Source organism: Nonomuraea sp. NPDC050022 (genome assembly GCF_044460705.1).
Classification (GTDB): Bacteria; Actinomycetota; Actinomycetes; order Streptosporangiales; family Streptosporangiaceae; genus Nonomuraea.
The window spans coordinates 547,730-570,961 of sequence record NZ_JBITKE010000004.1 but is presented as its reverse complement, the minus strand read 5'-3'; the positions used below and the strand labels follow the sequence as shown (position 1 = coordinate 570,961).

General features: G+C 67.8%; 19 protein-coding genes. 13 read left to right on the top strand and 6 right to left on the bottom strand.

The features are described from left to right. Positions 1-111: 111 nt before the first annotated feature. From ACIBO2_RS19265 to trxA, 8 genes are all read left to right on the top strand, one after another. Positions 112-636: a YbaK/EbsC family protein gene (locus tag ACIBO2_RS19265; protein ID WP_358534370.1), complete on the top strand. Its 525-nt coding sequence runs from the start codon at positions 112-114 to the stop codon at positions 634-636. Positions 637-683: 47 nt separating this feature from the next. Then, entirely contained in the window at positions 684-2,801 is a 2,118-nt protein-coding gene (locus tag ACIBO2_RS19260; protein ID WP_397298188.1) for a DUF6049 family protein, read from the top strand. Further along, the gene (murJ, locus tag ACIBO2_RS19255) at positions 2,798-4,411 is read left to right on the top strand and encodes a murein biosynthesis integral membrane protein MurJ (RefSeq protein ID WP_358534366.1); all 1,614 of its coding nucleotides are present in this window, start codon (positions 2,798-2,800) and stop codon (positions 4,409-4,411) included. Before ACIBO2_RS19260 ends, murJ begins: the two co-directional genes overlap by 4 nt. A gap of 166 nt (positions 4,412-4,577) precedes the next feature. Continuing rightward, positions 4,578-6,092, top strand: coding sequence for a protein kinase family protein (locus ACIBO2_RS19250; RefSeq protein ID WP_358534364.1), 1,515 nt, complete (start codon positions 4,578-4,580; stop codon positions 6,090-6,092). A gap of 16 nt (positions 6,093-6,108) precedes the next feature. Continuing rightward, complete coding sequence (gene sigM / locus ACIBO2_RS19245) at positions 6,109-6,744, top strand: RNA polymerase sigma factor SigM (protein WP_358534362.1); 636 nt, start codon at positions 6,109-6,111, stop codon at positions 6,742-6,744. Further along, positions 6,734-7,618, top strand: coding sequence for an anti-sigma factor family protein (locus ACIBO2_RS19240; protein ID WP_397298185.1), 885 nt, complete (start codon positions 6,734-6,736; stop codon positions 7,616-7,618). Before sigM ends, ACIBO2_RS19240 begins: the two co-directional genes overlap by 11 nt. A 147-nt stretch (positions 7,619-7,765) precedes the next feature. Next, positions 7,766-8,698 carry a thioredoxin-disulfide reductase gene (trxB, locus tag ACIBO2_RS19235; protein WP_358534828.1) on the top strand — a complete coding sequence of 311 codons (933 nt, stop codon included), beginning with the start codon at positions 7,766-7,768 and terminating at the stop codon, positions 8,696-8,698. Between the two features lie 10 nt (positions 8,699-8,708). Continuing rightward, positions 8,709-9,023: a thioredoxin gene (trxA, locus tag ACIBO2_RS19230; protein WP_225300927.1), complete on the top strand. Its 315-nt coding sequence runs from the start codon at positions 8,709-8,711 to the stop codon at positions 9,021-9,023. 91 nt (positions 9,024-9,114) lie between these two features. Here trxA and ACIBO2_RS19225 read toward each other — a convergent pair whose 3' ends face one another. Beyond that, complete coding sequence (locus ACIBO2_RS19225) at positions 9,115-9,732, bottom strand: GNAT family N-acetyltransferase (protein WP_358534358.1); 618 nt, start codon at positions 9,730-9,732, stop codon at positions 9,115-9,117. A gap of 175 nt (positions 9,733-9,907) precedes the next feature. Here ACIBO2_RS19225 and ACIBO2_RS19220 point away from each other — a divergent pair, with 175 nt between their 5' ends. The 5 genes from ACIBO2_RS19220 (at position 9,908) to ACIBO2_RS19200 (ending at position 16,589) form a co-directional block, all read left to right on the top strand. Further along, the gene (locus tag ACIBO2_RS19220; RefSeq protein ID WP_393474128.1) at positions 9,908-11,233 is read left to right on the top strand and encodes a PLP-dependent aminotransferase family protein; all 1,326 of its coding nucleotides are present in this window, start codon (positions 9,908-9,910) and stop codon (positions 11,231-11,233) included. Between the two features lie 216 nt (positions 11,234-11,449). Then, complete coding sequence (locus ACIBO2_RS19215; RefSeq protein WP_358534356.1) at positions 11,450-12,406, top strand: D-alanine--D-alanine ligase; 957 nt, start codon at positions 11,450-11,452, stop codon at positions 12,404-12,406. 627 nt (positions 12,407-13,033) lie between these two features. Further along, positions 13,034-14,086, top strand: coding sequence for a threonine aldolase family protein (locus tag ACIBO2_RS19210; protein WP_397298182.1), 1,053 nt, complete (start codon positions 13,034-13,036; stop codon positions 14,084-14,086). Between the two features lie 1,344 nt (positions 14,087-15,430). Continuing rightward, a complete protein-coding gene (locus ACIBO2_RS19205; protein ID WP_397298180.1) occupies positions 15,431-15,943 on the top strand; it encodes an RNA polymerase sigma factor in 513 nt (170 codons plus the stop codon). A 307-nt stretch (positions 15,944-16,250) separates the two neighbouring features. Further along, positions 16,251-16,589, top strand: a complete 339-nt coding sequence (locus ACIBO2_RS19200; RefSeq protein ID WP_397298178.1) for a hypothetical protein — start codon at positions 16,251-16,253, stop codon at positions 16,587-16,589. A 1,414-nt stretch (positions 16,590-18,003) separates the two neighbouring features. On the opposite strand, the gene ACIBO2_RS19195 is transcribed toward ACIBO2_RS19200, so the two are convergent. The 5 genes from ACIBO2_RS19195 to yidC form a co-directional block, all read right to left on the bottom strand. Beyond that, the gene (locus ACIBO2_RS19195; protein WP_358534346.1) at positions 18,004-18,966 is read right to left on the bottom strand and encodes a ParB/RepB/Spo0J family partition protein; all 963 of its coding nucleotides are present in this window, start codon (positions 18,964-18,966) and stop codon (positions 18,004-18,006) included. A gap of 740 nt (positions 18,967-19,706) precedes the next feature. Continuing rightward, positions 19,707-20,642 (bottom strand): ParA family protein, encoded by a 936-nt coding sequence (locus tag ACIBO2_RS19190; RefSeq protein ID WP_357938162.1) that lies wholly within the window; start codon positions 20,640-20,642, stop codon positions 19,707-19,709. Positions 20,643-20,779: 137 nt separating this feature from the next. Beyond that, positions 20,780-21,439 (bottom strand): 16S rRNA (guanine(527)-N(7))-methyltransferase RsmG, encoded by a 660-nt coding sequence (gene rsmG, locus ACIBO2_RS19185; RefSeq protein WP_358534826.1) that lies wholly within the window; start codon positions 21,437-21,439, stop codon positions 20,780-20,782. Between the two features lie 325 nt (positions 21,440-21,764). Then, positions 21,765-22,253: a R3H domain-containing nucleic acid-binding protein gene (locus tag ACIBO2_RS19180; protein ID WP_357939728.1), complete on the bottom strand. Its 489-nt coding sequence runs from the start codon at positions 22,251-22,253 to the stop codon at positions 21,765-21,767. Positions 22,254-22,273: 20 nt separating this feature from the next. Then, positions 22,274-23,230, bottom strand: a complete 957-nt coding sequence (gene yidC, locus ACIBO2_RS19175) for a membrane protein insertase YidC (protein ID WP_358534344.1) — start codon at positions 23,228-23,230, stop codon at positions 22,274-22,276. Positions 23,231-23,232 lie beyond the last annotated feature (2 nt).

The following is a 23,232-nucleotide window of genomic DNA, read 5'->3' as shown; positions in this document are numbered from 1 at the left end:
AGCTGGGTAGGTCCTTTAATTCCGGAACATATCCCCCGAGCAATATCCAGTCGGGGTTACCGTCGGTCAGGGGACCGTCGGGGGCCATGGAACCAGGCCAGGAGGTCTTCTATGAAGGACGCCCTCGCGATCCACCGCTGGCTCCTCGCACACCAGGTCCATCATGAGATCGTACGCCTTCCGCGCCCCATGACTTGCGTGGACGAGTTGCCCGAGGCGGTCTCCGCCGCGCCCGGGCGGTGCGTGGCGGTCACGGTGTTCGAGGTCGCCACGAGAATCGGCCGCGAGGTCGTCGTCGCCGTCGTCTCCGCCGTCTCGCACCCACCGCAGGCCGGGGCCGTCTGCGGCGCGCTCGGCGTGCGGCAGGTACGCCTCGCCCCCGACTTTCTGGTCAATTCCGCCACCGACTACGCGGCCGGGCTCGTCAGCCCGTTGCTGCTGCCCGAGGGCCTGGCCGTGGCGGTGGACGACCGCCTCCGCGCCGATGCCGACACGATCTTCACGGCCACCGGGGAACGCCACACGGCCCTCTCCATGCGCGCCCTTGACCTGCTGACACTCCTGCCCGGCAAGAGCGTGAACCTGCGGATCCCGAGGCCCAGAGGATCCCGCCAGGCGGTCGCGATACGGCACTGAGCCCGTACCATTGCGGGCGTGCGTCGTACTCCAGCTCGGGCGGACGCGTGATCCGTAAGGTCTCGCTGCTCGCCGTACTGTCCGCCGCGTTGCTCGCGCCCATGGCCGCGACGACGCCGAGTACTGCTGCCACGAAGACGCCGGGCACGGCCGCCGGGAAGGCGAGCAGGCAGTCGATGGACGTGTCGATCACCTCCATCACGCCCGATGTGCCGACGAGCCAGACCACGCAGATCAAGATCGCCGGAGTGGTCCGCAACGACACGGGCGAGGCGATGACCAGCCTGCGGGTCCAGCTGCGTTACCAGGCGCAGAAGTTTCCCGACCGGGCCACCATGTCCGCCTACCAGACCGACCAGAACACGGCGACCCTGCCTTCTCAGGTCTCTACGCGCGTCTCCTTCATGGACATCCCGGCGCTGGAGGCGGGTGCCTCCAAGACCTTCGAGCTCCTGGCGACACCCGTGCAGCTCGGGCTGCCGTCGTTCGGCGTCTATCCGATCGCGGTCGACGTGGCCCGCTTCAACGTGCCGCTCGTCTCGCAGCGCACCTACCTGACGTACGCGCCGCCGACCCCGCAGAAACTGCCGCGCAACCGGCTGGCCATCGCGCTGCCCATCATCGACCAGACGCATCGCGCCGAGAACGACAACTTCGTCGATGACAAGCTGGGCGCGCAGCTGACCGGCAAGGGCCGGCTCGCCGAGCTGGCCGGCATCGCCGCCACGGCGCACAAGAGCGTCACCTGGTTCGTGGACCCCGCGCTCCTCGACGACGTGCAGGCTCTGTCCCGCAAGCACCGGCTCAAGGGCAAGGACCAGGCCGCCGACCCCAACGCCGCGCAGTGGCTCAACTCGCTGCGCACCGCGCTGGCCTCCTCCCCGATCGTGGCCACGCCGTACGCCGATCCCGACGTCGCCGCGCTCGCCCACCAGGGGCTGGACGGCCAGACCGCCACGGCCATCGCGATGGGCGGCCAGGTCGCCACGGAGCTGCTCAAGCGCGACGTGTCGCTGACGACGAACTGGCCGGTCGCGGGCGTGCTCGATCCCGACGCGCTCGACCTGCTCAACGTCTCCAAGGTCGACCGGGTCCTGCTCAACTCGACGAACCTGCCGCCGCAGCCGCCGGTCGCGTTCACACCCGACGCCGTCACCACGCTCGACAGCGTCGAGGGGCCGGTCACCGCGCTGGTCGCCGACGCGGAGCTCACGCGCACCTTCGAGCCCGACTCCACCGCGCCGGGCTCGATCTTCCTGAGCAAGCAGCGCTTCATCGCCGAGACCGCGATGATCGCCGCCGAGCCTGGCCAGACCAATCCCCGGTCGCTGGTCATCGCGCCCTCGCGCCGCTGGGACCCGAACCCGAAGCTGGTCAACAGCCTGCTCAAGACCGCGAACCGGCTGCCGTGGCTGACGCTGACCAAGCTCGACTCGCTCAAGCCGAGCAAGGCGTCCGTGCCCAGGGCCGCGCTCACCTACACCGACCAGGACCGCAAGGACGAGCTCAGTGCCAAATACCTCGCCCCGCTCAAGAAAGTCGCCGAGAAGGCACAGCTCACCGCCCTGATCGCGGCCGAGCCCAAGACGCACTCCGACTTCGACGCCGCGGTACTCAGGCTGGCCTCCTCGTCCTGGCGCAACAACACGCGCGCGGGCCGCGCGGCCACCAAGCTGGTCGACGGGGCCGTCCAAACCCAGATGAACAAGATCTCGATCACCGGGGCCGCCCCCGACCAGCTGCGCCAGCTGGCCGGGAGCAACGGCCAGGTGCCCATCAGCGTGAAGAATTCGATCGGTGAGACGATCGCTCTCTACATCGACGTAAAGAGCAACAACCCCGGTGTCCTCCAGATCGACCCCACGCCGTCCAAGAAGCTGCTGACGATCTTCAACGATCAGAACGGCGGCGTCCAGGTGCCGATGAGCGCGACGACCAGCGGTGACGCCACGGTGAGCGTCCAGCTGATGACCAGGAACGGTCTGCCGTACGGCAAGCCGGTCAAGCTGACGATCCGCACCACCGGATACACGGGGATCGCCCTGGTCATCGTCGGGGCGGCGCTGGCGGTCATGCTCGCCGCGGTCGTGACACGGGTGCTTCGGCGCAGATCGCAGCGACGGCTCGCTCGGGCCGCCAAGAGCCGGGAGAGTGAGACCGTATGAGCCGCATGTTGCGGGCCAGCGCCATCATGGCGGCGGGCACGATGGTGTCCAGGGTCACGGGATTCGTGCGGACGATGGTGCTCGCCTCGGCGATCGGCACCTTGGCCATGGGTGACGCCTACAACGCCGCGTACGCGATTCCGTACAGCATTCTCGACCTGCTGCTGCTCGGCGTGCTCAGCAGCGTCGTGGTGCCGATGATCGTCAAGGCGCAGCAGCGCGACTACGACGGCGGCCGGGCCTATGAGCAGCGCCTCATGACGCTGGCCACGGCCGCGCTGCTGGTCGTCGCCGTGCTCGCCGTGCTGGCGGCCCCGCTGCTCATCGACCTCTACACCACCGACTGGCTGCCCGGCAGCCGCAAGTTCGAGGTCGCGGTGCTGCTCGCCCGGTTCATCCTGCCGCAACTGGCCTTCTTCGGCGTCGGCGCGGTGGCCGGGGCCATTCTCAACACGCGTGACCGCTACGCGGCTCCCATGTGGGCGCCGGTGATCAACAACCTCGTGGTCATCTGTGTGCTCGTGCTCTACATGGTGGTGGCCGGCCAGACAGGCGGCGACATCGCGCTGGTCACCAACGGCCAGATCGCGCTGCTCGGCCTGGGCACCACGGCGGGCATCGTGGCGCAGGCCGCCGTGCTGATCGTCGCGCTCAAGCGGATCGGGTTCTCCTTCGTCCCGCGCTTCGACGTGCGCAACGCGCGGCTCGGCGAGATGGGCCGGGCCGGGATCTGGACCATCGGTTACGTGGTGGTCACGCAGCTCGGCTTCATGCTGACGACCAACCTGTCCAGCGCGGCGGGCGACGCGGTGCCCGGCCACGGCATCAGCCCGTACACGCTGGCCTTTCAGCTCTTCCAGCTGCCCTACGGCGTCATCGGCGTCTCGGTGATCACGGCCATGCTGCCCAGGATGAGCCGGGCGGTCGAGGCCGGGCAGCTCGGCGAGGTCCGCACCGAGTTCGGGTCGAGCGTGCGGCTGATCAGCTCGGTGATGGTCCCGGTGTCGCTGCTGCTGATGGTGCTCGGCCCGGCGATCACCGTGCCGTTGTACGCCCACGGCGTCACCTCGGCCGACGCGGCCGTCTACATCGGCAACGTGCTGCAGGTCTACGGCCTGGCGCTGGTGCCGTTCTCGATCTTCCAATTGCTGCTGCGGGTCTTCTACAGCTTCGGCGACACCCGGACGCCCGTTTACGTGGGCGCGGCGACGACGGCGGTCAACGCGCTGCTGATGGTAGTCTTCAACGTCCTGCTACCGGCTCGGTACGCGGTGATGGGGTTGGCCTTCGCCTATGCCGTCGCCTACACCATCGGGGCCGGCGGCGCCTGGATTCTCGCCGCCCGCCGGGTCAAGGGACTGGGCGGCTGGAAGATCGGGATGGCTCTGACGAGAATGTACCTGTCCGCACTGCCCGCGGCGGCACTGGCGCTGGTGGCCGTCTGGGCGGTTCAGGATGTGTTCGGCGGGCTCACCTTCCTCAACTCGGTGATCGCCTTGGCCGTGGGCGGCGGTCTGGGCATGCTGTTGTATCTGGGAGTCGCCCATCGCATGCGCATCCCGGAGATCAACTCGATCGTTGGGATGGTTGCCGGGCGGGTAGGCAGGTAAGGAACGCGGGTGGAACCGGCGCGGCACTAGCATGGTGCCGACACGGCGCGAATGGAAGCAGGAGGGGCGTGGGCGGATCCACCCGGCATAGCGTGCCTACGTGGTACACCCCCACGCAGGTGAGTCGAGTCATGAGCACCCCCGAGCGGCCGAGCGGAGTCAGTCAGTGAGCACGTCGTCGGTCGAACCCGGCACCCGTCTCGCCGAACGCTTCCGGCTGGAGGACCGGGTGACCGAGTCCGATGGAGCCACCCTGTGGAAGGCCATCGACGAGATCCTCGCCCGCCCCGTCGCGGTCCACACCTTCTCCCCTGACTTTCCCCGCGTCCACGAGGTGGTCACGGCCGCCCGCGCCGCCAGCAGACTCACCGATCCGCGCCTGACGCAGGTGTTCGACGCCGCCGAGCACGACGATCATTCGTACGTGGTCAGCGAGTGGGTCACCGGCGACACCCTGTCCGACCTGCTCGCGGCCGGCCCGCTGGAGCCGGAGCGAGCCGCCGGCCTGGTCGCCGAGGCGGCCGAGGCGCTGACCCACGCGCATGAGGCCGACCTCTACCATTTGTGCCTGCGCCCCGCGCACCTGGTGTGGACGACCGGCAACACGGTCAAGGTGCTCGGCGTCGCGGTCGACGCCGCCCTGTCCGGCCTCACCACCGACCAGCCCGCCCTCGACGACGCCGAAGGGCTGGGCCGCCTGCTGTACGCGGGGCTGTCCGGCCACTGGCCGGGCGACGAGGAAGAGGGCGGCCTGCCCACGGCGCCGATGATCGACGGGCACTTCTGCACACCCCGCCAGGTGACCGCCGGAGTGCCCGGATATCTCGACGCGGTCACCATCAGGTCCTGCCTGCCCGAGTCCCGCAAGGGGCAGGCCGCCCTGTCCAGCCCGTCCGAGATCGCCGACGCGCTCGCCAACGTGGCCCGGCCCATGCCGATCCCGATCGCCTATCCCCAGACGCCGGCGGTGCAGTCGCTCTCGCACTCCGAGGGCATCGAGACCGAGCGGCGCCCGCCGCGCCCGCCGCTACCGACGCAGCCCAGGCCCATGCCGCCCCGCGCTCCCAGCGGCGGCAGCATGCTCAACCGGGTGCTGATGACCGTCGTGGTGCTGCTCGTCATCGCCGCGGTCGGCGTCGGGGCCTGGACGATCGGCCGCAGCCTGGGCAGTCCGAACTCCCCGCAGGCGGAGACCTCCCCGAGCACCTCGGCCTCCGCGTCGGCGCAGCCGATGGTCGTCGTGAAGCCGGAGAAGGCGACCGGCTTCGATCCGCTCGCCGACCGGGATGAGAAGAACGAGATGGCGCCGCTCGCCATCGACGGCAAGCCCAGCACGCTCTGGAAAACGGAGAACTACAACAGCGCCGACCTGGGCAACCTCAAGGCCGGGGTGGGATTGCTGCTCGATATGGGCAAGAGCATGCCCATCGGCGACGTGGTGGCTACGCTGGCCGATGCATCGGGCGCGAGCGTCGAGCTGAAGGTCGGCGATTCGCCCGAGCTGGGCTCGCTGAAGACCGTCGCCAAGGAGAAGAACGGGTCCGGAAAGATCACCTTGAAGCCTGATCAAGCCGCAAGCGGCAGGTACGTTTTGATCTGGTTTACCCGTCTTCCGGCAGATGCGGGCAAGTTTCATGGCACCATCTATGAAGTAGTGGTGCATTCTCCCGGATCGGCATAACCCAGGAATCCCTCTTGTGAACTCCCCACCCGAGCCACCCTCCTCCGCGGAGCGGCCCGCCGTCACCGACGCCGAGCTGCTGACCGCGCACATCAACGGGGATCCTCACGCCTTCAGCGAGATCGTCAAGAGACACCGTGACCGCATGTGGGCCGTGGCCCTGCGCACGCTGGGCGATCCCGACGAAGCGGCCGACGCGGTGCAGGACGCCTTCGTCTCCGCCTACCGGAAGGCGAGCACGTTCCGCGGCGAGGCCGCGGTCACGACCTGGCTGCACCGGATCGTGGTGAACGCCTGCCTCGACCGGATGCGCCGCAAGTCCGTCAGACCGGTGGCCGATGACGAGCTCATCGAGGCCGCCGAGCGTGACACGCCGATGCCCGACCAGACGGGTGAGCGTGAGGTTTCGATGGAGGTTTCGGCCGCGCTGAAACTGCTTCCGACCGACCAGCGCGCCGCGCTGGTGCTCGTCGACATGATGGGCTATTCGGTCGAAGACGCAGCTCAGGTGCTTCAAGTGCCCAGCGGGACGGTGAAGAGCCGGTGCGCGCGGGGGCGCGCGAAACTTGCCCCAATTCTTTCGCATCTGCGGAACCGATCGGACCTCAGTCGCGTCTCATCCGCGAAGGGAGCAGAACTTCGTGACGGGTGATACGCACTACGATCTGGAAATCCTGGCCGAGTTGGCCGAGGGTCTCCTAGACGCTGGCACGGCCCGCCAGGTCCGCGAGCATCTCGCGGTATGCGACCCCTGTGGGGAGCTACTGGCCGACCTGGCAGCGGTTCGCGAGGTGCTCGCGGCGACTCCGACACCGGCCATGCCGATGGGAGTCGCACTGCGCATCGACAAGGCGCTGGCCGCCGAGGCGGGATCCGCGCGCGGGGGTGGTGTCGGACTGGCGGAACCCCCCAACTGGGATGAGCTCATGCGGGACTCCCCGTGGGAGCGATCCCCGCGGGAGCCGGAGCCGGTACGCCTCGGGGTGGTCTCCGACGACGGCACCATCGTCCCTGCCAAGCACACGGCCGCACGACGGCGCCGATGGGCGATGCCCGCGGTCGCCGCTGCTGCCGCGGCGGCTGTGGTGGGCACCGCGGTGCTCTCCACCAGCCTGCTCGCGGGTGGTGGTGGTGGAGGCACCATCGCCAGTGGGCACCAGTTGCCGACCGGTGAGGCGTCGTCGCCGCCGCCCAAGGCCGATGTGCGGGCCAGGGCGTACGCGCTGACCGACAGCGGGCACAACTACAGCGAACAGGAGCTGCGGCAGCCGCTCGAAGGCATCTTCGGGCCCGCGCCCATAGCGGTTGGCGGTTCCTCGGATATCGACGTGGTCGACAAGTGCGTCAGCCGGGTGTCCAACCGTACGAAGCTCAAGGTGTTCGCGGTCGACCAGGGCCAGTTCAACGGGTCGGAGGCCATCATCATGACCTCCTGGAAGAACAAGGCGGCCAAGACGCTCCGCGTCGACATCGTCGATCCGTTCAACTGCAAGAGCCTGCGTAAGCCCATGGTGGGGCGCTGGTAGTTCGGTGATCCCTTAATTGCCCACGTCAGAGCCCGCTTCGGCGGGCTCTTTCGCTTTGGGCGTGCGTTGAGGACGGGGCCGGGAATCACGGCGGCCTAGGATCTGTTGAGGCGACAGGCAAGAGCAGACTAGGAAGGCGTGAGAGCGTTGAGCGACGTGCGTAACGTGATCATCATTGGATCCGGCCCCGCTGGATACACGGCGGCCGTCTACTCCGCGCGCGCCGAGCTCAAGCCGCTGGTCTTCGAGGGCTCGGTGACGGCGGGCGGCGCGCTGATGAACACCACCGATGTCGAGAACTTCCCCGGTTTTCCCGACGGCATCATGGGCCCCGATCTGATGGACAACCTGCGTAAGCAGGCCGAGCGGTTCGGCGCCGAGCTGGTCGCGGACGACGTACTCGAAGTGGACCTTGAGGCCAATCCCAAGGTGATCAAGACCCACAGCGAGACCTACTACGCCAAGTCGGTCATCCTGGCGATGGGCTCCGGCTACCGCGAGCTGGGCCTGCCCAACGAGAAGCGCCTGTCCGGGCGGGGCGTCTCCTGGTGTGCCACCTGTGACGGCTTCTTCTTCCGCAACAAGGACATCGTGGTCGTCGGCGGTGGTGACACCGCGATGGAGGAGGCCACGTTCCTGACCCGCTTCGGCCGCATGGTCACTGTCGTGCACCGCCGTGACGAACTGCGCGCCAGCAAGATCATGCAGGAGCGGGCGTTCGCGAACGACAAGATCCGCTTCATCTGGGACAGCGAGGTCGTCGACGTCCTCGGCACCGACAAGGTCGAGGCCGTCAAGCTGCGCAACCTCAAGACCGGTGAGGAATGCGAGCTGGCCACCGACGCGCTGTTCCTGGCGATCGGCCACGACCCGCGCAGCGACCTGGTCAAGGGCCAGATCGACCTCGACGACGACGGCTACGTCAAGGTCGAGGCGCCCAGCACGGCGACCAACATCGACGGCGTCTTCGCCGCGGGCGACGTCGTCGACCACATCTACCGGCAGGCCATCACCGCGGCCGGCACCGGCTGCTCGGCGTCACTCGACTCCGAGCGCTGGCTGGCCTCGAACGAAAACTAAGGAGCGCACCGTGAAGGCAGTAACCGACGCCACCTTCGAGGCTGAGGTCCTCAAGAGCGACAAGCCCGTGCTCGTTGACTTCTGGGCCGAGTGGTGCGGCCCATGCCGTCAGGTATCGCCCATCCTCGAGGAGATCGCCAAGGAGCACGGCGACAAGCTGGAGATCGTCAAGCTCAACATCGACGAGAACCCGGATGTCCCGCGCGACTACGGTGTGCTCCAGATCCCCACCCTGAACGTCTATAAGGGTGGAGAGGTCGTGAAGCAGATCATCGGCGCCAAGCCGAAGGCCATGCTGCTGCGCGAGCTCGAGGGCATCATCTGACGACGCCCGCAGCGTTTCAGTTGGAAGCCCCCTGGCGATGGTTCGCTCAGGGGGCTTCTGCCTGTTCGCCTTTGGCGTCCTTGAGACGGCGTCAGACGGGACGAAGGGCGCGTTCCGGGCTCATGGAGCCAAGTAGGCGCTCCAGGGCCACCTCGACGTCCTCGCGCCACGAGACGGCCGTCTTCAGCTCCAGCCGGAGCCGGGGGAAGCGCAGATGCGGGCGTACCGTCTTGAAGCCCACGGAAAGCAGATAGTCGGCCGGGACCACGCAGCTCGGCTCCTCCCACTTGAGGTCGCCGAACGCCTCGATGGCTTTCACGCCCCGTCGCGTCAGGTCCTTGGCCACGCCCTGGATCAGCATCCGGCCCAGGCCGCCGCCCGAGAACTCCGGAATGATGTGCGCGGTCATCAGCAGCACCGCGTCGGCGCTGACCGGCGAGGTGGGGAAGGCCACCGAGCGGGGGCTGTAGAGCGGCGGGCTGTAGATGACGAATCCGGCGGGCACCCCGTCGACGTACACGATCTTGCCGCAGCTGCCCCATTCGAGCAGCGTGCCGGAGATCCATGCCTCTTTCTCCAGCTCTGGACCACCGGAGTCGATCGCGCGCTCCCCGCTGACCGGGTCGAGCTCCCAAAAGACGCACCGCCGACAGCGGCGCGGCAGATCATCCAGATTGTCCAGGGTTATGTTGACCAGCCGACGCGACAACTACGGCCCCAATCGTTGACCCGGAAAAGCGCGCGAAAAACGCGTCCCCAGCTGGCATCGTAGCCCAGTGACGTCCCGCCATCGGGTACCACGACGGTCGAGCCCGGTCACAGCCGACATGTCCGACTGCCGTAATCTGGTAGTTCAGCGACAAATGACACCAAGGAGGTGGACCGTGACAGGAGAGCTGGATCACGGTCAGACGCCCGCGACCCAAGGGTCGCGCATCGATGCCTACGTCGATCGGTACGCCGCGCGAGCTACCGGGATGGTCGCCTCCGAGATCCGAGCTCTTTTCGCCGTCGCGTCGAGGCCCGAGGTGGTCTCGCTCGCCGGCGGCATGCCGTACGTCACGGCCCTCCCCCTCGACATGGTCGGCGAGCTGGTGTCCGATCTGGTCACCAGGCGCGGTCCCGTCGCGCTGCAGTACGGCTCCGGCCAGGGCGATCCGCACCTGCGCGAGCAGATCTGCGACGTGATGCGGCTGGAGGGGATTCAGGCCGGGGCGAACGACGTGGTCGTCACCGTAGGTTCGCAGCAAGCGCTTGACCTGGTCACCCGGATCTTCATCGACCCGGGTGACGTGGTGCTGGCCGAAGGTCCGTCGTACGTGGGCGCCCTCGGCACTTTCGCCGCATACCAGGCCAAAGTGGTGCATATCGCCATGGACGATCAGGGCATCATTCCCGAGTCTCTCGCGCAGACCATCTACGCGCTGGAGACCGCGGGCGCCCCGATCAAGTTCCTCTACACGATCCCGACCTTCCACAACCCCGCCGGTGTCACCCTGAACCTGGCGCGGCGGCAGCAGGTGCTCGACATCTGCCAGCGGGCCGGTGTCCTGATCATCGAGGACAACCCGTACGGGCTGCTCGGCTTCGACGGCGAGCCCATGCGCGCGCTGCGGGCGGACAATCCCGACGGCGTGGTCTATCTCGGGTCGTTCTCCAAGACGCTCGCCCCTGGATTCCGGGTCGGCTGGGCGCTGGCGCCGCACGCCGTCCGCGACAAGCTCGTGCTGGCCATGGAGTCGGCCGTACTGTCGCACTCGTCCTTCACCCAGCTGGCCGTGGGCCAGTACCTCGCCACGCAGCCGTGGCAGGAGCAGATCAAAACGTTCAGGGAGCTCTATCGCGAGCGACGTGACACGCTGCTCGACGCGCTCTCGGCGCTCATGCCCCCCGAGGTCACCTGGACACGACCGGCCGGGGGCTTCTTCGTGTGGGCGACGCTGCCGGAGGGCCTGGACTCGAAGGCCATCCTGCCGCGAGCGGTGGCGGAGCGGGTGGCGTTCGTGCCGGGGACCGGGTTCTTCTCCGATGGGAGCGGGGCTCGGCAGATGCGGCTGTCCTACTGCTTCCCTGAGCCGGACCGGATTCGGGAAGGGGTTCGGCGGTTGGCTGGGGTGATCGAGCAGGAGATCCAGCTGCGGGACACGTTCGGGACGGGGTCGGCCCGGGGGCATGCGGGCGTGGACACGCCCGGGCCTGACCTAGCCTGACCCTCTTTTCGCCTGACCCTCTTTTCGCCTGACCCTCTTTTCGCCTGATCCTCTTCTCGCCTGCCGGCGTCTCGCTTGAGACGCCGGCTCTTCCCTCGCAGTGCATATCTATGCATTCCGTTGGTCATGGCCCGCACGGTAGAAAGCGCCTGCCGTACACCATTCCACCCCAGCCCCGGTACGGTTGGACAGCGTGCGATCAGCGGAGGAGAACAAATGAGCGATCTGGGCCACGTGCTCGTGCTGGCCGGGGGCCTCTCCTATGAACGAGAGGTGTCCCTGCGCTCCGGTCGCCGGGTAAGTGAGGTGCTGCGGGCGGCGGGCATCGACGTGGAGGCCCGCGACACTGACGCGTCCCTTGTGCCGTCCATCCTGGCCGACCCACCGGACGCGGTCTTCGTCACGCTGCACGGCGGCGCGGGTGAGGACGGCGCCATCCGTTCCATCCTCGAACTGCTGAACGTCCCCTATGTCGGCGCCGACCCCGACGCCTGCCGCGTCGCCTTCGACAAGCCCACCGCCAAGGGCGTCGTACGCTCGGTCGGCCTGCGCACCCCCGAGTCGGTCACCCTGCCCAAGGAGACCTTCCACGACCTCGGCGCCACGGTCGTCCTGGGCCGCATCGTGGCACATCTCGGCCTCCCCCTGTTCGTCAAGCCCGCCCGTGGCGGCTCCGCCCTGGGCGCCTCGATCGTCCGCACCGCCGAAGAGCTCCCGGCCGCGATGGTCGGCTGTTTCGCGTACGGCGACACGGCGCTGATCGAGCGTTACGTGGCGGGCGTCGAAGTAGCGGTCTCGGTCGTCGACCTGGGCAACGGCCCCATCGCTCTGCCCGCCGTCGAGATCGTCCCGGACGAGGGCGTCTACGACTACGCGGCCCGCTACACCGCCGGCCACACCGAGTTCTTCGCGCCCGCCCGCCTCTCCCCCGAAGCAGCCGCGGCCTGCGCCGAAACCGCCGTGACGGCCCACACCGCCCTGGGCCTGCGGGACATCTCTCGCACCGACCTCATTGTCGACGCCTCAGACCAGCCACACTTCCTGGAGGTCAACGTGGCCCCTGGGATGACGGAGACGTCGCTGCTGCCGATGGCGGCGGAGGCCGCGGGCCAAGACCTGGGCGACCTCTGCCGCATCCTCCTCCAGAACGCCGCCTCCCGCGTACACGCTTGACGTCTACGCGTCGTCTCCCGCTCTCCCCTGGCGCTGACCTCACGCCACCTTCCACCCTGGGGTATGACCCCCCTCCGTTTTGTAGGGCCGGCCTCTGCCCCGTCTGGTGTTTTGCCGGGCCGGCCTCTGTCCCATCTGGCCTTCCCGCAGGCCCGGTGCCGGACTCACCCTCGGCGTCGCATGCCCCGCGTCGGAGCTACCTCGACTTCGCACACCCAACACCGGGCGTAGCTCCGCTTCGCACGCCCGGCCCCTTCACCCCTTCACCCCCTTGGCCCTTCACCCCTTGGCCCTTCACCCCCTCACCCCCTTGGCCCCTCACTCGTCGGGACCCACACCTTTTGAGCGGGTCCACGCGCGGTGAGGCCGACGCCCGGTGGGCCCTCGATGTCCGATCCACAGCTTGGACCCCACACCGTCAGCTCACGCTGCCGATCCACATCCCCGACTCCCACCCACAACAGGAGGCATCACCGCCGTCAGGAGGCATCACCACACCAGCAGGGGATCACCGCGAACTAGCAACGCAGCACCCGAGCCAGCGGACACCTCCCAATCACCGGGCCCACCCTGCCGATCGTCTCTCGCCTCTCTGAATCTTGTGAGTCGTGAAAGTAGCCTGGGCATGTGCCGATCGATTCGACCTATCCCAAGAGCTTCGCCAGCGACAATCACGCAGGCGTCCACCCCACCATCCTCGAAGCCATGGCTGCGGCGAACCACGGGGACGCACCCGCCTATGGCGGTGACCGCTGGACATCAACCTTCGAGGACCACATCAAGGACGTCTTCGGCCCAGGGGCGGAAGGCTTCCCCGTCCTGAACGGAGCCGGCGCGAACATGGTCGGCCTCGCGCCCATGCTCGGCCGCTACGACGCCATCATCTGCGCCGACACCGCCCACATCGCCACCCACGAAACAGGCGCGACAGAACGACTGCTGGGCGCGAAGCTCCTGACGGCCCCCACAGCCGATGGCAAGCTACGCCCCCAGGACATCACCACACGACTCGACACCTTGGGCAGCCACCACAACTCCCAACCCCGCGTGGTCTCCATCTCCCAGGTAACCGAACTCGGCACCTGCTACTCCCCCGAAGAACTCGCCGCCCTCGCTGATACCGCCCACGCGGCCGGCTTGCTCCTCCACATGGACGGCGCCAGACTGGCAAACGCGGCCGCCCACCTGAACACCACCCTCAGTGCCATCACCACGGAAGTCGGCGTAGACATCTTCAGCTTCGGCGGCACCAAGAACGGCGCGCTGGCAGCTGAGGCAGTTATAGTCCTCTCCTCTTCTTCCCTCGCCCACGCCATCCCCTTCCTCCGCCGCCAGTCCCTCCAGTTGGCCTCCAAGATGCGCTTCGTCTCAGCCCAACTCTCGGCCCTCCTCACGAACGACCTCTGGCGCCACAACGCAACCCATGCCAACGAAATGGCCACCCGCCTCGCCAACGGCATAGCCGACCTCCCCGGCCTCACCCTCGCCTACCCCGTCCAATCGAACGCCGTCTTCGCCACACTCCCCAAACCGGCCGCGGCCGCCCTCCTCACCCGCTACCAGTTCCACTACTGGGACGAGACCGCCGGGACAGTCCGCTGGATGACCGCCTTCGACACCACCCCGAATCATGTAGACGACTTCCTCGATGACATCCACAAGTCCCTCGTCCTCCCCTGATCCTCCGGCCCTGACATTCGCGTGACCTCCCCCGCCCACGCACTCCACAAGCCTCCGGCCCACGGTTTCACGTGAAACAACCCTCCCCAGGCCGCTAGTCGGACGCACTGTAAGCGGCTACAGGAACTCCTGGTAGCCGGGCACCACGTGCCAAGCGGATGGCCAGACGACTCCAGCCAGGTAGGCGACCACGAGAATTCCCGGTGGACGGACCATGGAATCGCTCACCGGGGTCTGCACTGGCCTCGTTGAGGGTGCTTCTGGGCCGAGCTCGTCGACGCCGTTCGGGTCTCGGTGAGTCGCAGGGGTACTCCGATGCCGTGGGGCCGACGGAGGAGGTCCTGCGGCATCTACCGCCTTCGGCCATTGCCCTACCTAAGCCCGCCACCCCCAGGCGATCATCGCCGCAGGGCCAACGAAGGCGATCCTGCGGCACCGATCACCCTCGGCCGCTGCCCTACATCCACCACTCCCAGGCGATCGTGAGGCCCTGGCCACTCCGACCTTGCCGCCAGTCCGGCCTCCCCCGCTGTCCGCAGAACCGAAGGCCACATGGCGGTGTGCCTGGAGAACCGACGTCTTCGGAACAGGATGTCCGTGTCCATCCACCCGGAGTGCCTCGTGTCCGTTAACAGGCACCACCGACGCCCCCGTTTCACGTGAAACCATCCACGCGCCAGCACAGCTGCAACCCATCACACCCCTCCCCCGACGGACGTCCATGGATGTCCCGCAGAGCGGTGTAGTTCTCCCCCGCTCAACCCTGCTCGCCCGCATCGGAAACGCACAACGAGATCGTTGATCCGCCGTTGGATGGGACACCACCCAACGGCGGTGATGTCCCGAGAGCGAGGGAGGCGGTGGGCGATGGGGAGTGCCCCTTCTGGATGAAGTTGGCGGCCGGGACAGGTTATGACCGGCGGTACGACACCTTGGCCTGGTCGGTTTCGCGCGGGTTGCTGCAGCCCTCCTGCCGGCGAGAGGGACGCGAACGTCCGGGAGTAGATCGCCATGAGCACTGGTGAGCTTGGCTGGTCCGGGCGCTCGGAGATTGGCCGGTCCGGGCGTCCGGAGGTTGGTTGGCCCGGGCGTCCAGAGGTTGGTTGGCCCGGGCGTCCGGAGGTTGGTTGGCCCGGCGTCGGCCGGAGGTTGGCCGGTCCGGACCGCGCGGAGGTTGGTTGGCCCGGCGTCGACCGGAGGGTGGCCGGGTCGGGCGCTCAGAGGATGGGCCGGGCTGGCTTCTCCAGGTCGTGTGGATCAGCGCGAGTGAAAGCATTCTCACCGTCGCGGCAAGAAATAGGTGTGATCGTGTACAAAACGCGTAGCGGGAGAGATCAACCGGTGGTGCCGACCAATCTCTTCGACCGCTACTTCGCCGTGATCCACCGGTACATCGCCCGTCGCCTGCCCGCGGACGACGCTGACGACCTAGCCGCCGAGGTGTTCCTCGCGGCGTTGCGCGGCGGATACGACCCAGCCGTGGGAGAGATCAGGCCCTGGCTGTACGGCATTGCTACCAACCTGGTCGCGCGGCACCGCCGTACCGAGACCACGCGGCGGAAGGCGCTCAGCCGCGCGGCGGAGCGTGACTGGGACGGCCACGAGGACCCCGCACTGAATCGAGTGCTCGATCGGGTGGACGCCGCGCGCTTCACCGCCCCGCTCGCGGGGGCGCTGGCCGCACTGAAGCAGCGCGATCGCGACGTGGTGCTGCTGATCGCGTTGGGCGGCCAGAGTCACGCCGAGGTCGCTTCCGACTCGGCAGCGCATCGAGCGAACGGCTCCGCTGAACTCCTCGGAGAGGTCCATACTGCAGACCTCCGTACCGAGCGCGCTCCCTGCCTCCGCAGCCGATGAGCGCGCATGGCGTGCGGCGGGAGCACCTGCCCGGATCAAGCCGCGCTGTCCCAAGGACAACCCGGCCGACGAGTGCCGACCGATTCGGATCCCTGCCCAGCCCCAAGGCTGCGAACGGCGTGACGGGGACGACGCTCGGGTCGGGGACTACTCCCTCGCGGCCTTCACGCTCGCCGATCTGGCTGCCATCCCCGCCGACCGGAACGGCCTGCTCGCCAAGCTCCGTGACTATCACCGCATATGGCAGAGTCGGGGGTTCGAGCAGCCGTTTGATGAGTTCCTCCCTCTCGCGGGCAATCTTCTGTCCATGCCGATCCGCCCGCAACTTCGTGCCACGATCCTGCGTCTGTTGGCGGAGCTTCTCGACACCAAGGTGTACGGCACGGCAACCGATCCGCTAGGCAGGCAGGCGTTGTCGATCACGTTCACCCGTGACAGTGAGCAGCATCAGTCGCGGGGATCGAAGTCGCTCCCCGCGTACACGCGCACTCTCTTGGACATGGAGACCAGCGCCAAGCTGGCCCGGACCAGTTATGTGCCGGGCGGCTCCAGAGGCGACATCCTGACTTACTACGCCGCGCAGGCGCCTGAGACGGGGTGGATCGCCTCTCGGCCAATACCGCCGAAGTCCTGCAAGGTCAGGTAACCGGGGTTAGGGATGCTCGCGCACAGGTACCGCCGACTTTTCGCGGCCGGTGAATCGGTGTGTTGTGCGTTGGCTTTGCCAGATCGCGCCGGTGAAGCGTTCCACCGGGATGCGCCACTCGCGGATGACGACCGGACCGGACCGGCCCGCCCGCGACTCGCCTACAAATCGCCTGACAAGGGTGGGGGTGAAGGGCGGGCTGCGGACGACCTGACTGAGTGGCCGAGAAACCACACCGCTCTGCGTGACGCCATCCACAGGATCACCTGACCGAGGCGGAGCCGTCCGCGCACGCCGGGGGCGCCAGAGCAGGTGGAGGGTTTCACGTGAAACAGGGGCGTCGGTGGTGCGGCCAGGCGAAGGCGGCCCGCACCGTGGAGTGGCTGCCACCGCGAGGCGCGAGCGAGCAGCCCACTCGGCGCGCCCACGGGCAGCACCCGGCGCGGCGCAGCCGGGGTGCGGCGCTGCTGTGCTTGTGGGAGACCCAAAGAACGGCCTTGTCGGGGCGTGGGCGCATGCAGGCCGCCCAACCGCCCATCCCACGGCTCGGCCGTATCCCACTGAGTGGTGGGATCCACAATCTCGCCGTGAGGCTTCCATCCGTGACGAGCAGGGCTGCGTGGCCGAAAACGCACACCGCTCTGCGTGAGGCCATCCCCGGCCAGCCCGCGACTCGCTTACGGTCGCCTGCAGATCGTCCACGACCCGCCTTTCACCCCCACCCTTGACCTCTACGCCCCCTCTGAGGGCGCCCGCTCGGGACCCGCGCTCGGGACCCGCGCTCGGGATGTTCGCCTCGGGGCGCCCGTGGGGACGCCCGCTCGAGGGGTTTGGCTCGGGACGCCCGTCGGGACCTTCGCTCGGGGATTGGCTCGGGGGGTTCAGCTCGGGACGTCAGCTCGGCGCGTCCACTCGGCGCGTCCACTCGGAGCGTCCGCTCGGGACCCCAGTCCGGGGGTTCGGCTCGGGACGTCAGCTCGGGGCGCCCGCTCGGAGCGCCCGCTCGGGACGTCAGCTCGGGGCGCCCGCTCGGGGAGTTCGGCTCGGGACGGCCGCTCGGGTGTTCGCTCGGGTGTTCGCTCGGGGTGCCCGCCGAGGTCGTCTCTCGAGGCTCGGGGGCTCGCCAGTACGAGTGGCGGCGGTTGGTGGAGTCGGAGCTGGTGGTGTTTCACGTGAAACACGAGCTATTCCGACGGACAGCCACGGATCGAAAATCGGGTTCAGCGGGCCCGGCGTACCCGCCTCGCCGGCGCCGAAGGACTTCTCGACCTCGGCCACCGACATCGATCGCGAGCACCCCGCTGATGTCGCGGCCGGGCTTCCTGCAGATGCTCCCCGTCGTTCCTCAGGCGATACGGCGCCTTAGGGGTCATGTTTCACGTGAAACGGCCAATGGTTTCACGTGAAACAGGGGTTAGTCTTCGGCGTCCTTCATGGCGCGGACGGCCTCGGGAGCCATGGTGCCGATGATGCGCTCAAGGTCATCGATCGTCGCGAACTCCACCACGATGCGCCCCTTTCGGCGACCGAGGTCGACTTTGACCTTGGTCTCGAAGTGGTCTGAGAGACGGTCTGCGAGGTGGACGAGGCCGGGCGCGGAGGGCTTGTTGGGCTGGCGGTCGCGGGTGGCCTTGGGCGCCGCCTTTGAGCTGCCGAGGGAGACGATCTCTTCGACGGCTCTGACGGAAAGAAGTTCGGCGACGATCCGCTTGGCGAGTTGGATTTGCTCTTCCGGGCTGTCGAGGCTGAGGAGGGCGCGGGCATGGCCGGCGCTGACGGTGCCGGCGGCGACGCGGAGCTGGACCTCCGGCGGGAGGTTGAGCAAGCGAAGGGTGTTGGTGATGTGAGGACGGGATCGGCCGACCTTCTGGGCGAGCTCTTCATGTGTCGCCCGGAAGTCGTCGAGCAGTTGCTGGTACGCGGCGGCTTCTTCCAAGGGGTTGAGCTGCTCGCGCTGGAGGTTCTCGATCAGCGCGTCTCTGAGGAGCTCGTCGTCCTGGGTGTTGCGGACGATCGCGGGGATCGGGTCGAGCTCAGCCAGTTTGCAAGCGCGCCAGCGGCGCTCCCCCATGATCAGCTCGTACTTACCGCCGCCCACCGAGCGCACGACGATCGGTTGCAGCAGACCGACCTCGCGAATGGACGCGGACAACTCATGGAGGCGCTCGTCGTCGAAGACATCACGGGGCTGGCGTGGGTTGGGAACGATCGCGCTGAGGGCGATCTCCCTGAAGTACGCTCCGGCAATCGGCTTGGGGCCGGCGGTCTCCCCCGTTGCGCCATTCGCGGGGGCTACTGTCCCCGTGCCGTCAACGATGGGACCGGTCGGGATGAGTGCCCCGAGTCCCTTGCCCAACCCCCGCCGATGCTGACTCACTGCTTCTCCTCATCCACCGGGCCGATTCCGGTCACTCCAGGAGAGGTTACCGTCGTCAACGCAACAGGGTGCCCGCTCGCCACACGCGGTTCCTCCGGATTTACACCGCCACAACCTCACGCGTACACATCCGACCAGGCATGCACTCTGCAGGCCCTGTACCCCATGGCTTTGGCCGCCAAGACAGACCGTTCAGAAAGATTCGAATCTTGGAGCGGCAGTTTGGGGGTGTGGGTGTGTGAGGAGGTGGGAGGTGCGGGATGCAGGGGTGCGGAGTGCGGCGCGGGGGCTGCGGATGCAGGGTGCGGGGTGGCGCGGGAGGTGCGGGAGGTGGGATGTGCGGGGTGGCGCGGGGGTTACCGGAGGCGTGAGTGGCGTGGGAGATGGAGGTGAGTGGGGGTGTGGGGAGTTTGGTCGAGGTAGGGGGTATCACGGCGTGCCGCGCTTCGCTCGTATGCCGTCTTCGCCGCGCTACCATCGCACGTCGTCTTGTCGACGCCCGGCATCACGCACCCCGTGGGCGCCCCCGGACTTGGAGGGCATGGTGAGCGGCCCATGGTCCTATGGGTTGTGCCTACGAACCCGCCCCGCGTGCACGGCCTCCACGGGGCCGTCGGGGCGCCGCCAGGTCCTACGCTCTTGTATGCCCTAGAAGGGCGGTTCGCAGGGCGGCCGCCGCATTCAGGCCGTACGAGATACCTACGGCCACACAAAGCTCAGCCCTACGACACGGCAACAGGTCAGACGGCGGCGCGGTGGGCGATTTCTCGGGCGGCGTCCATGTAGGCCATGGCGCCACTCGAGCCAGGGTCGTACGTCATCACCGACTGCCCATAGCTGGGCGCCTCAGAAAGGCGGACGCTGCGCGGGATGACCGTGCTGAGGACCGTCTCCCCAAAGTGGGCGCGGACCTCGTCGGCGACCTGGGACGCAAGCCGGGTGCGGCCGTCGTACATAGTGAGGACGATCGTCGACAGGCTGAGCGTGGGGTTCAGGTGCGCCTTGATGAGGTCGACGTTGCGGAGGAGCTGGCCCAGGCCCTCCAGCGCGTAGTACTCGCACTGGATGGGGATCATGACCTCTTCGGCGGCGACCAGGGCGTTGACGGTCAGGAGGCCGAGCGACGGCGGGCAGTCGATGATGATGTAGTCGAGCTCGATCGCCTCGAAGGCCCCCAGTGCGCGGCGGAGGCGGGCTTCGCGGGCGACGAGTGAGACGAGTTCGATCTCGGCGCCGGCGAGGTCGATGGTGGCGGGGGCGCAGTAGAGGCCTGGCATGTCCGGCACCTCCTTGACGATGTCGGCCATCGGCAAGTCGTCAACGAGCACCTGATAGACGTCCGGGACATCGCCCCGGTGCTCGGTGGCCAGGGCCGTGGAGGCGTTGCCCTGGGGGTCGAGGTCGACAACGAGTACGCGCTGGCCGTGCATCGAGAGCGCGGCGGCGATGTTGACCGAGGTCGTGGTCTTTCCGACGCCACCCTTCTGGTTCGCCACCGCGATCACTCGGCACTTGGGCGGCCTGGGCCAGGCGCCGTCGCCTCCCCCGGGCGCTTCGCCCGCCTTGGCGGCGGCTGTTTGGGTGGCAGATGTTTCACGTGAAACCACTGAGCTGAGCGCCTCTCGTACCAACGGCGAATCACCGGGGTTTAGGGGGGTCTGGGTCACGTTGGCCATCCTTTCAACCAGTGGCAGGCCGGTGCCAGGAATTCGCTGTCGCGACACGCCCATTTCGGGCCAGCCAACCCCGCTGGGACTCTCGGACAGAGGACTGTCCGGCCAGCCAAGACCGCTTGACGCGATTGGCACGACCGTCACCTCCTTCGTCGCCGCCTACCGGGCTCCGGCGCGCGACCTGCTACCACCCGAACCAATGTTGCAGGCGGCTCGACCTTACCGCGCCCGACGGTCACAAGCTCGGCTGTCCTCGCCCCACTGGCCCGCAATTGGGGCTCCGCCTCGGCAAGTTCCTCCGCGGCCCGCTCCCCCTTCATGGCGATCAACTCGCCGCCTTCGCGAAGAAGTGGCATGGCCCACTTCAGCAGCCGGTCAAGCGGCGCGACCGCGCGGGCGCTGGCGACGTCGAATTCGCGCTTGCCCGCCAGCTCTTCCGCGCGGCCGCGCAACACCTCGACGTTGTCCAGTTTGAGCGCTTCGACGCACTCCTCCAGGAAGACGGTACGGCGAAGCAGCGGCTCCAACAGGGTCACCGTGATGTCCTGCCGTACGATCGCCAACACGAGGCCCGGCAACCCGGCGCCCGAGCCGATGTCGACCAGCCGCACCTCCGGCGGCACGGCCTCGGCGACGACGGCGCAGTTGAGCAGATGACGATCCCAGATCCGGGGGACCTCGCGGGGGCCCAGCAGCCCGCGTACCACCCCAGGGCCGGCGAGGAGCTCGGCAAACGCCTGTGCGCGGCCCCAAGCCTCGCCGGTGAAGACCTCTCGCGCCACATCGGGCGGAGGCGGCAGCTCACGCGCTTCGTCGGGCGGAGGCGGCAGCTCGTCGGTCACTGGTGGGTGGCCCTTCCTCGGGGGTCATGGGCGATGGTCTCTATCTACTTAAGGCTAGGTGAGCGATCACTTGGCAAGGCTAGCGGGCCGCCCTGAATGAACGCCGCGCGCCACACTCTCTGCACTCCGCACGGACCCGGAATGCTCCAAGCTTCACGAAAGGTGGCAATCAGCTATCGAGCGGACAAGCCGTACGTACATGAAGAATGCCCTCACGCGAACCGGCCGCCGTCCCCGAGTGCGGGACGGCGGCCGGTCGGCGAGCGAGTGTGCGTACGTGTGGTCAGACCGGGAGTACGACCACGTAGCGGTGCGGTTCCTCCCCCTCGGACTCGCTACGGAGCCCGGCGGCCGCCACCGCGTCATGGACGATCTTGCGCTCGAAGGGCGTCATCGCGTGCAGCGCCTTGGGCTCGCCCTTCTCCTTCACCTCGTTGGCGATCTCGGTGCCGAGCTTGGTGAGCTCGGCGCGGCGCCGCTCGCGGTAGCCGGCGACGTCGAGCATCAGCCGGGACCGCTCCCCCGTCTGCCGGTGCACGGCCAGGCGGGTCAGCTCCTGGAGCGCCTCCAGGACTTCCCCCTCGGGCCCGACGAGGCCGGTGCCCTTGAGGCCCACGACCGAGACCAGCGCGCGGTCACCTTCGACGTCCATGTCGATGTCGCCGTCGATGTCGGCGATATCCAGGAGACCCTCGACGTAGTCTGCCGCGATCTCGCCTTCCTGCTCGAGCGCGTTGAGATCAGGAGTCTTCTCCTGCTCGGCCTCGGTCATGGCCGGCCTCTCCTTCGTGTTCACGACTTCTTGCTGCCGGTGCGCTTGCTGCGGGGCTGACGACTGGGCTGCTGCCGAATGATCTTAGGCTCCGGCGGCGCGGAAGGCACTTCCTCTTCCGGAGTGGCGCCGCCCTTGCGGAGCTTCGAGAGCAGGCCGGTCTTCGGCTCGACCGGGACCACGTTGCCCTTGGCGTCGAACTGCGGCATCGGGTGGCGGCTGTAGAACCAGTGCTGCTGACCGAGCGTCCACAGGTTCGTGGTGACCCAGTACATGATCAGGCCGAGCGGGAAGTTGAGGCTGAAGAAGGCGAACAGCGGAGAGATGTACATCAGGATCTTCTGCTGCTGCGCCATGGGGTTGTCCGGCATTTGGGCCATGGAGCGGGTGACGCTCTGCCGGACGGTGAGGAACGTGGTCAGCGAGCTGATCGCCACGAAGACGCCCAGCACGATCTTCGTCGTGACGACGGTGGCGCCGAACCCCTCGACCTGGGCCTGCGACATCCAGAAGCTGGCCGGAAGCGGCGCACCGAAGATGTGCGCGGATCGGGCGCTGTCGACGAGCTGCTGCGTCATGCCGTAGACCGGGCGGCCGTCGGCCATGGCCCGCAGCACGGTGAACATCGAGATGAAGATGGGGAACTGCGCGACCACGGGCAGACAGCCACCGAGCGGGTTGGCGCCCGCTCCCTGGTAGACCGCCATGACTTCCTGGTTCATGCGCTGCTTGTCGTTCTTGTAGCGCTTGCGGAGCTCCGCCACCTTGGGGGCGAGTTCCTGCATCTTGCGCGACGAGCGCATCTGCTTCAGGAAGAGCGGGAAGATCAGAACCCGCATGAAAACGGTCAGCGTGATGATGGTCAGGGCCCATGTCAGCCCGCTGTCCGGGTTGAGGAATGTGCTGTATCCCTGATGGATCCAGATGATGACATGGGCTACGGCTTCATAGAGCCAGCTCAGCCAGGACAGCTCCACCG

Excerpts from the sequence above, each read along its gene's own strand:
- murJ (WP_358534366.1), top strand. The coding sequence starts at position 2,798 with ATGAGCCGCATGTTGCGGGCCAGCGCCATCATGGCGGCGGGCACGATG.
- ACIBO2_RS19180 (WP_357939728.1), bottom strand. The coding sequence starts at position 22,253 with ATGACCGAGGCCGAGCAGGAGAAGACTCCTGATCTCAACGCGCTCGAG.
- ACIBO2_RS19265 (WP_358534370.1), top strand. The coding sequence starts at position 112 with ATGAAGGACGCCCTCGCGATCCACCGCTGGCTCCTCGCACACCAGGTC.
- ACIBO2_RS19215 (WP_358534356.1), top strand. The coding sequence starts at position 11,450 with ATGAGCGATCTGGGCCACGTGCTCGTGCTGGCCGGGGGCCTCTCCTAT.
- ACIBO2_RS19190 (WP_357938162.1), bottom strand. The coding sequence starts at position 20,642 with ATGGCCAACGTGACCCAGACCCCCCTAAACCCCGGTGATTCGCCGTTG.
- ACIBO2_RS19200 (WP_397298178.1), top strand. The coding sequence starts at position 16,251 with ATGCCGATCCGCCCGCAACTTCGTGCCACGATCCTGCGTCTGTTGGCG.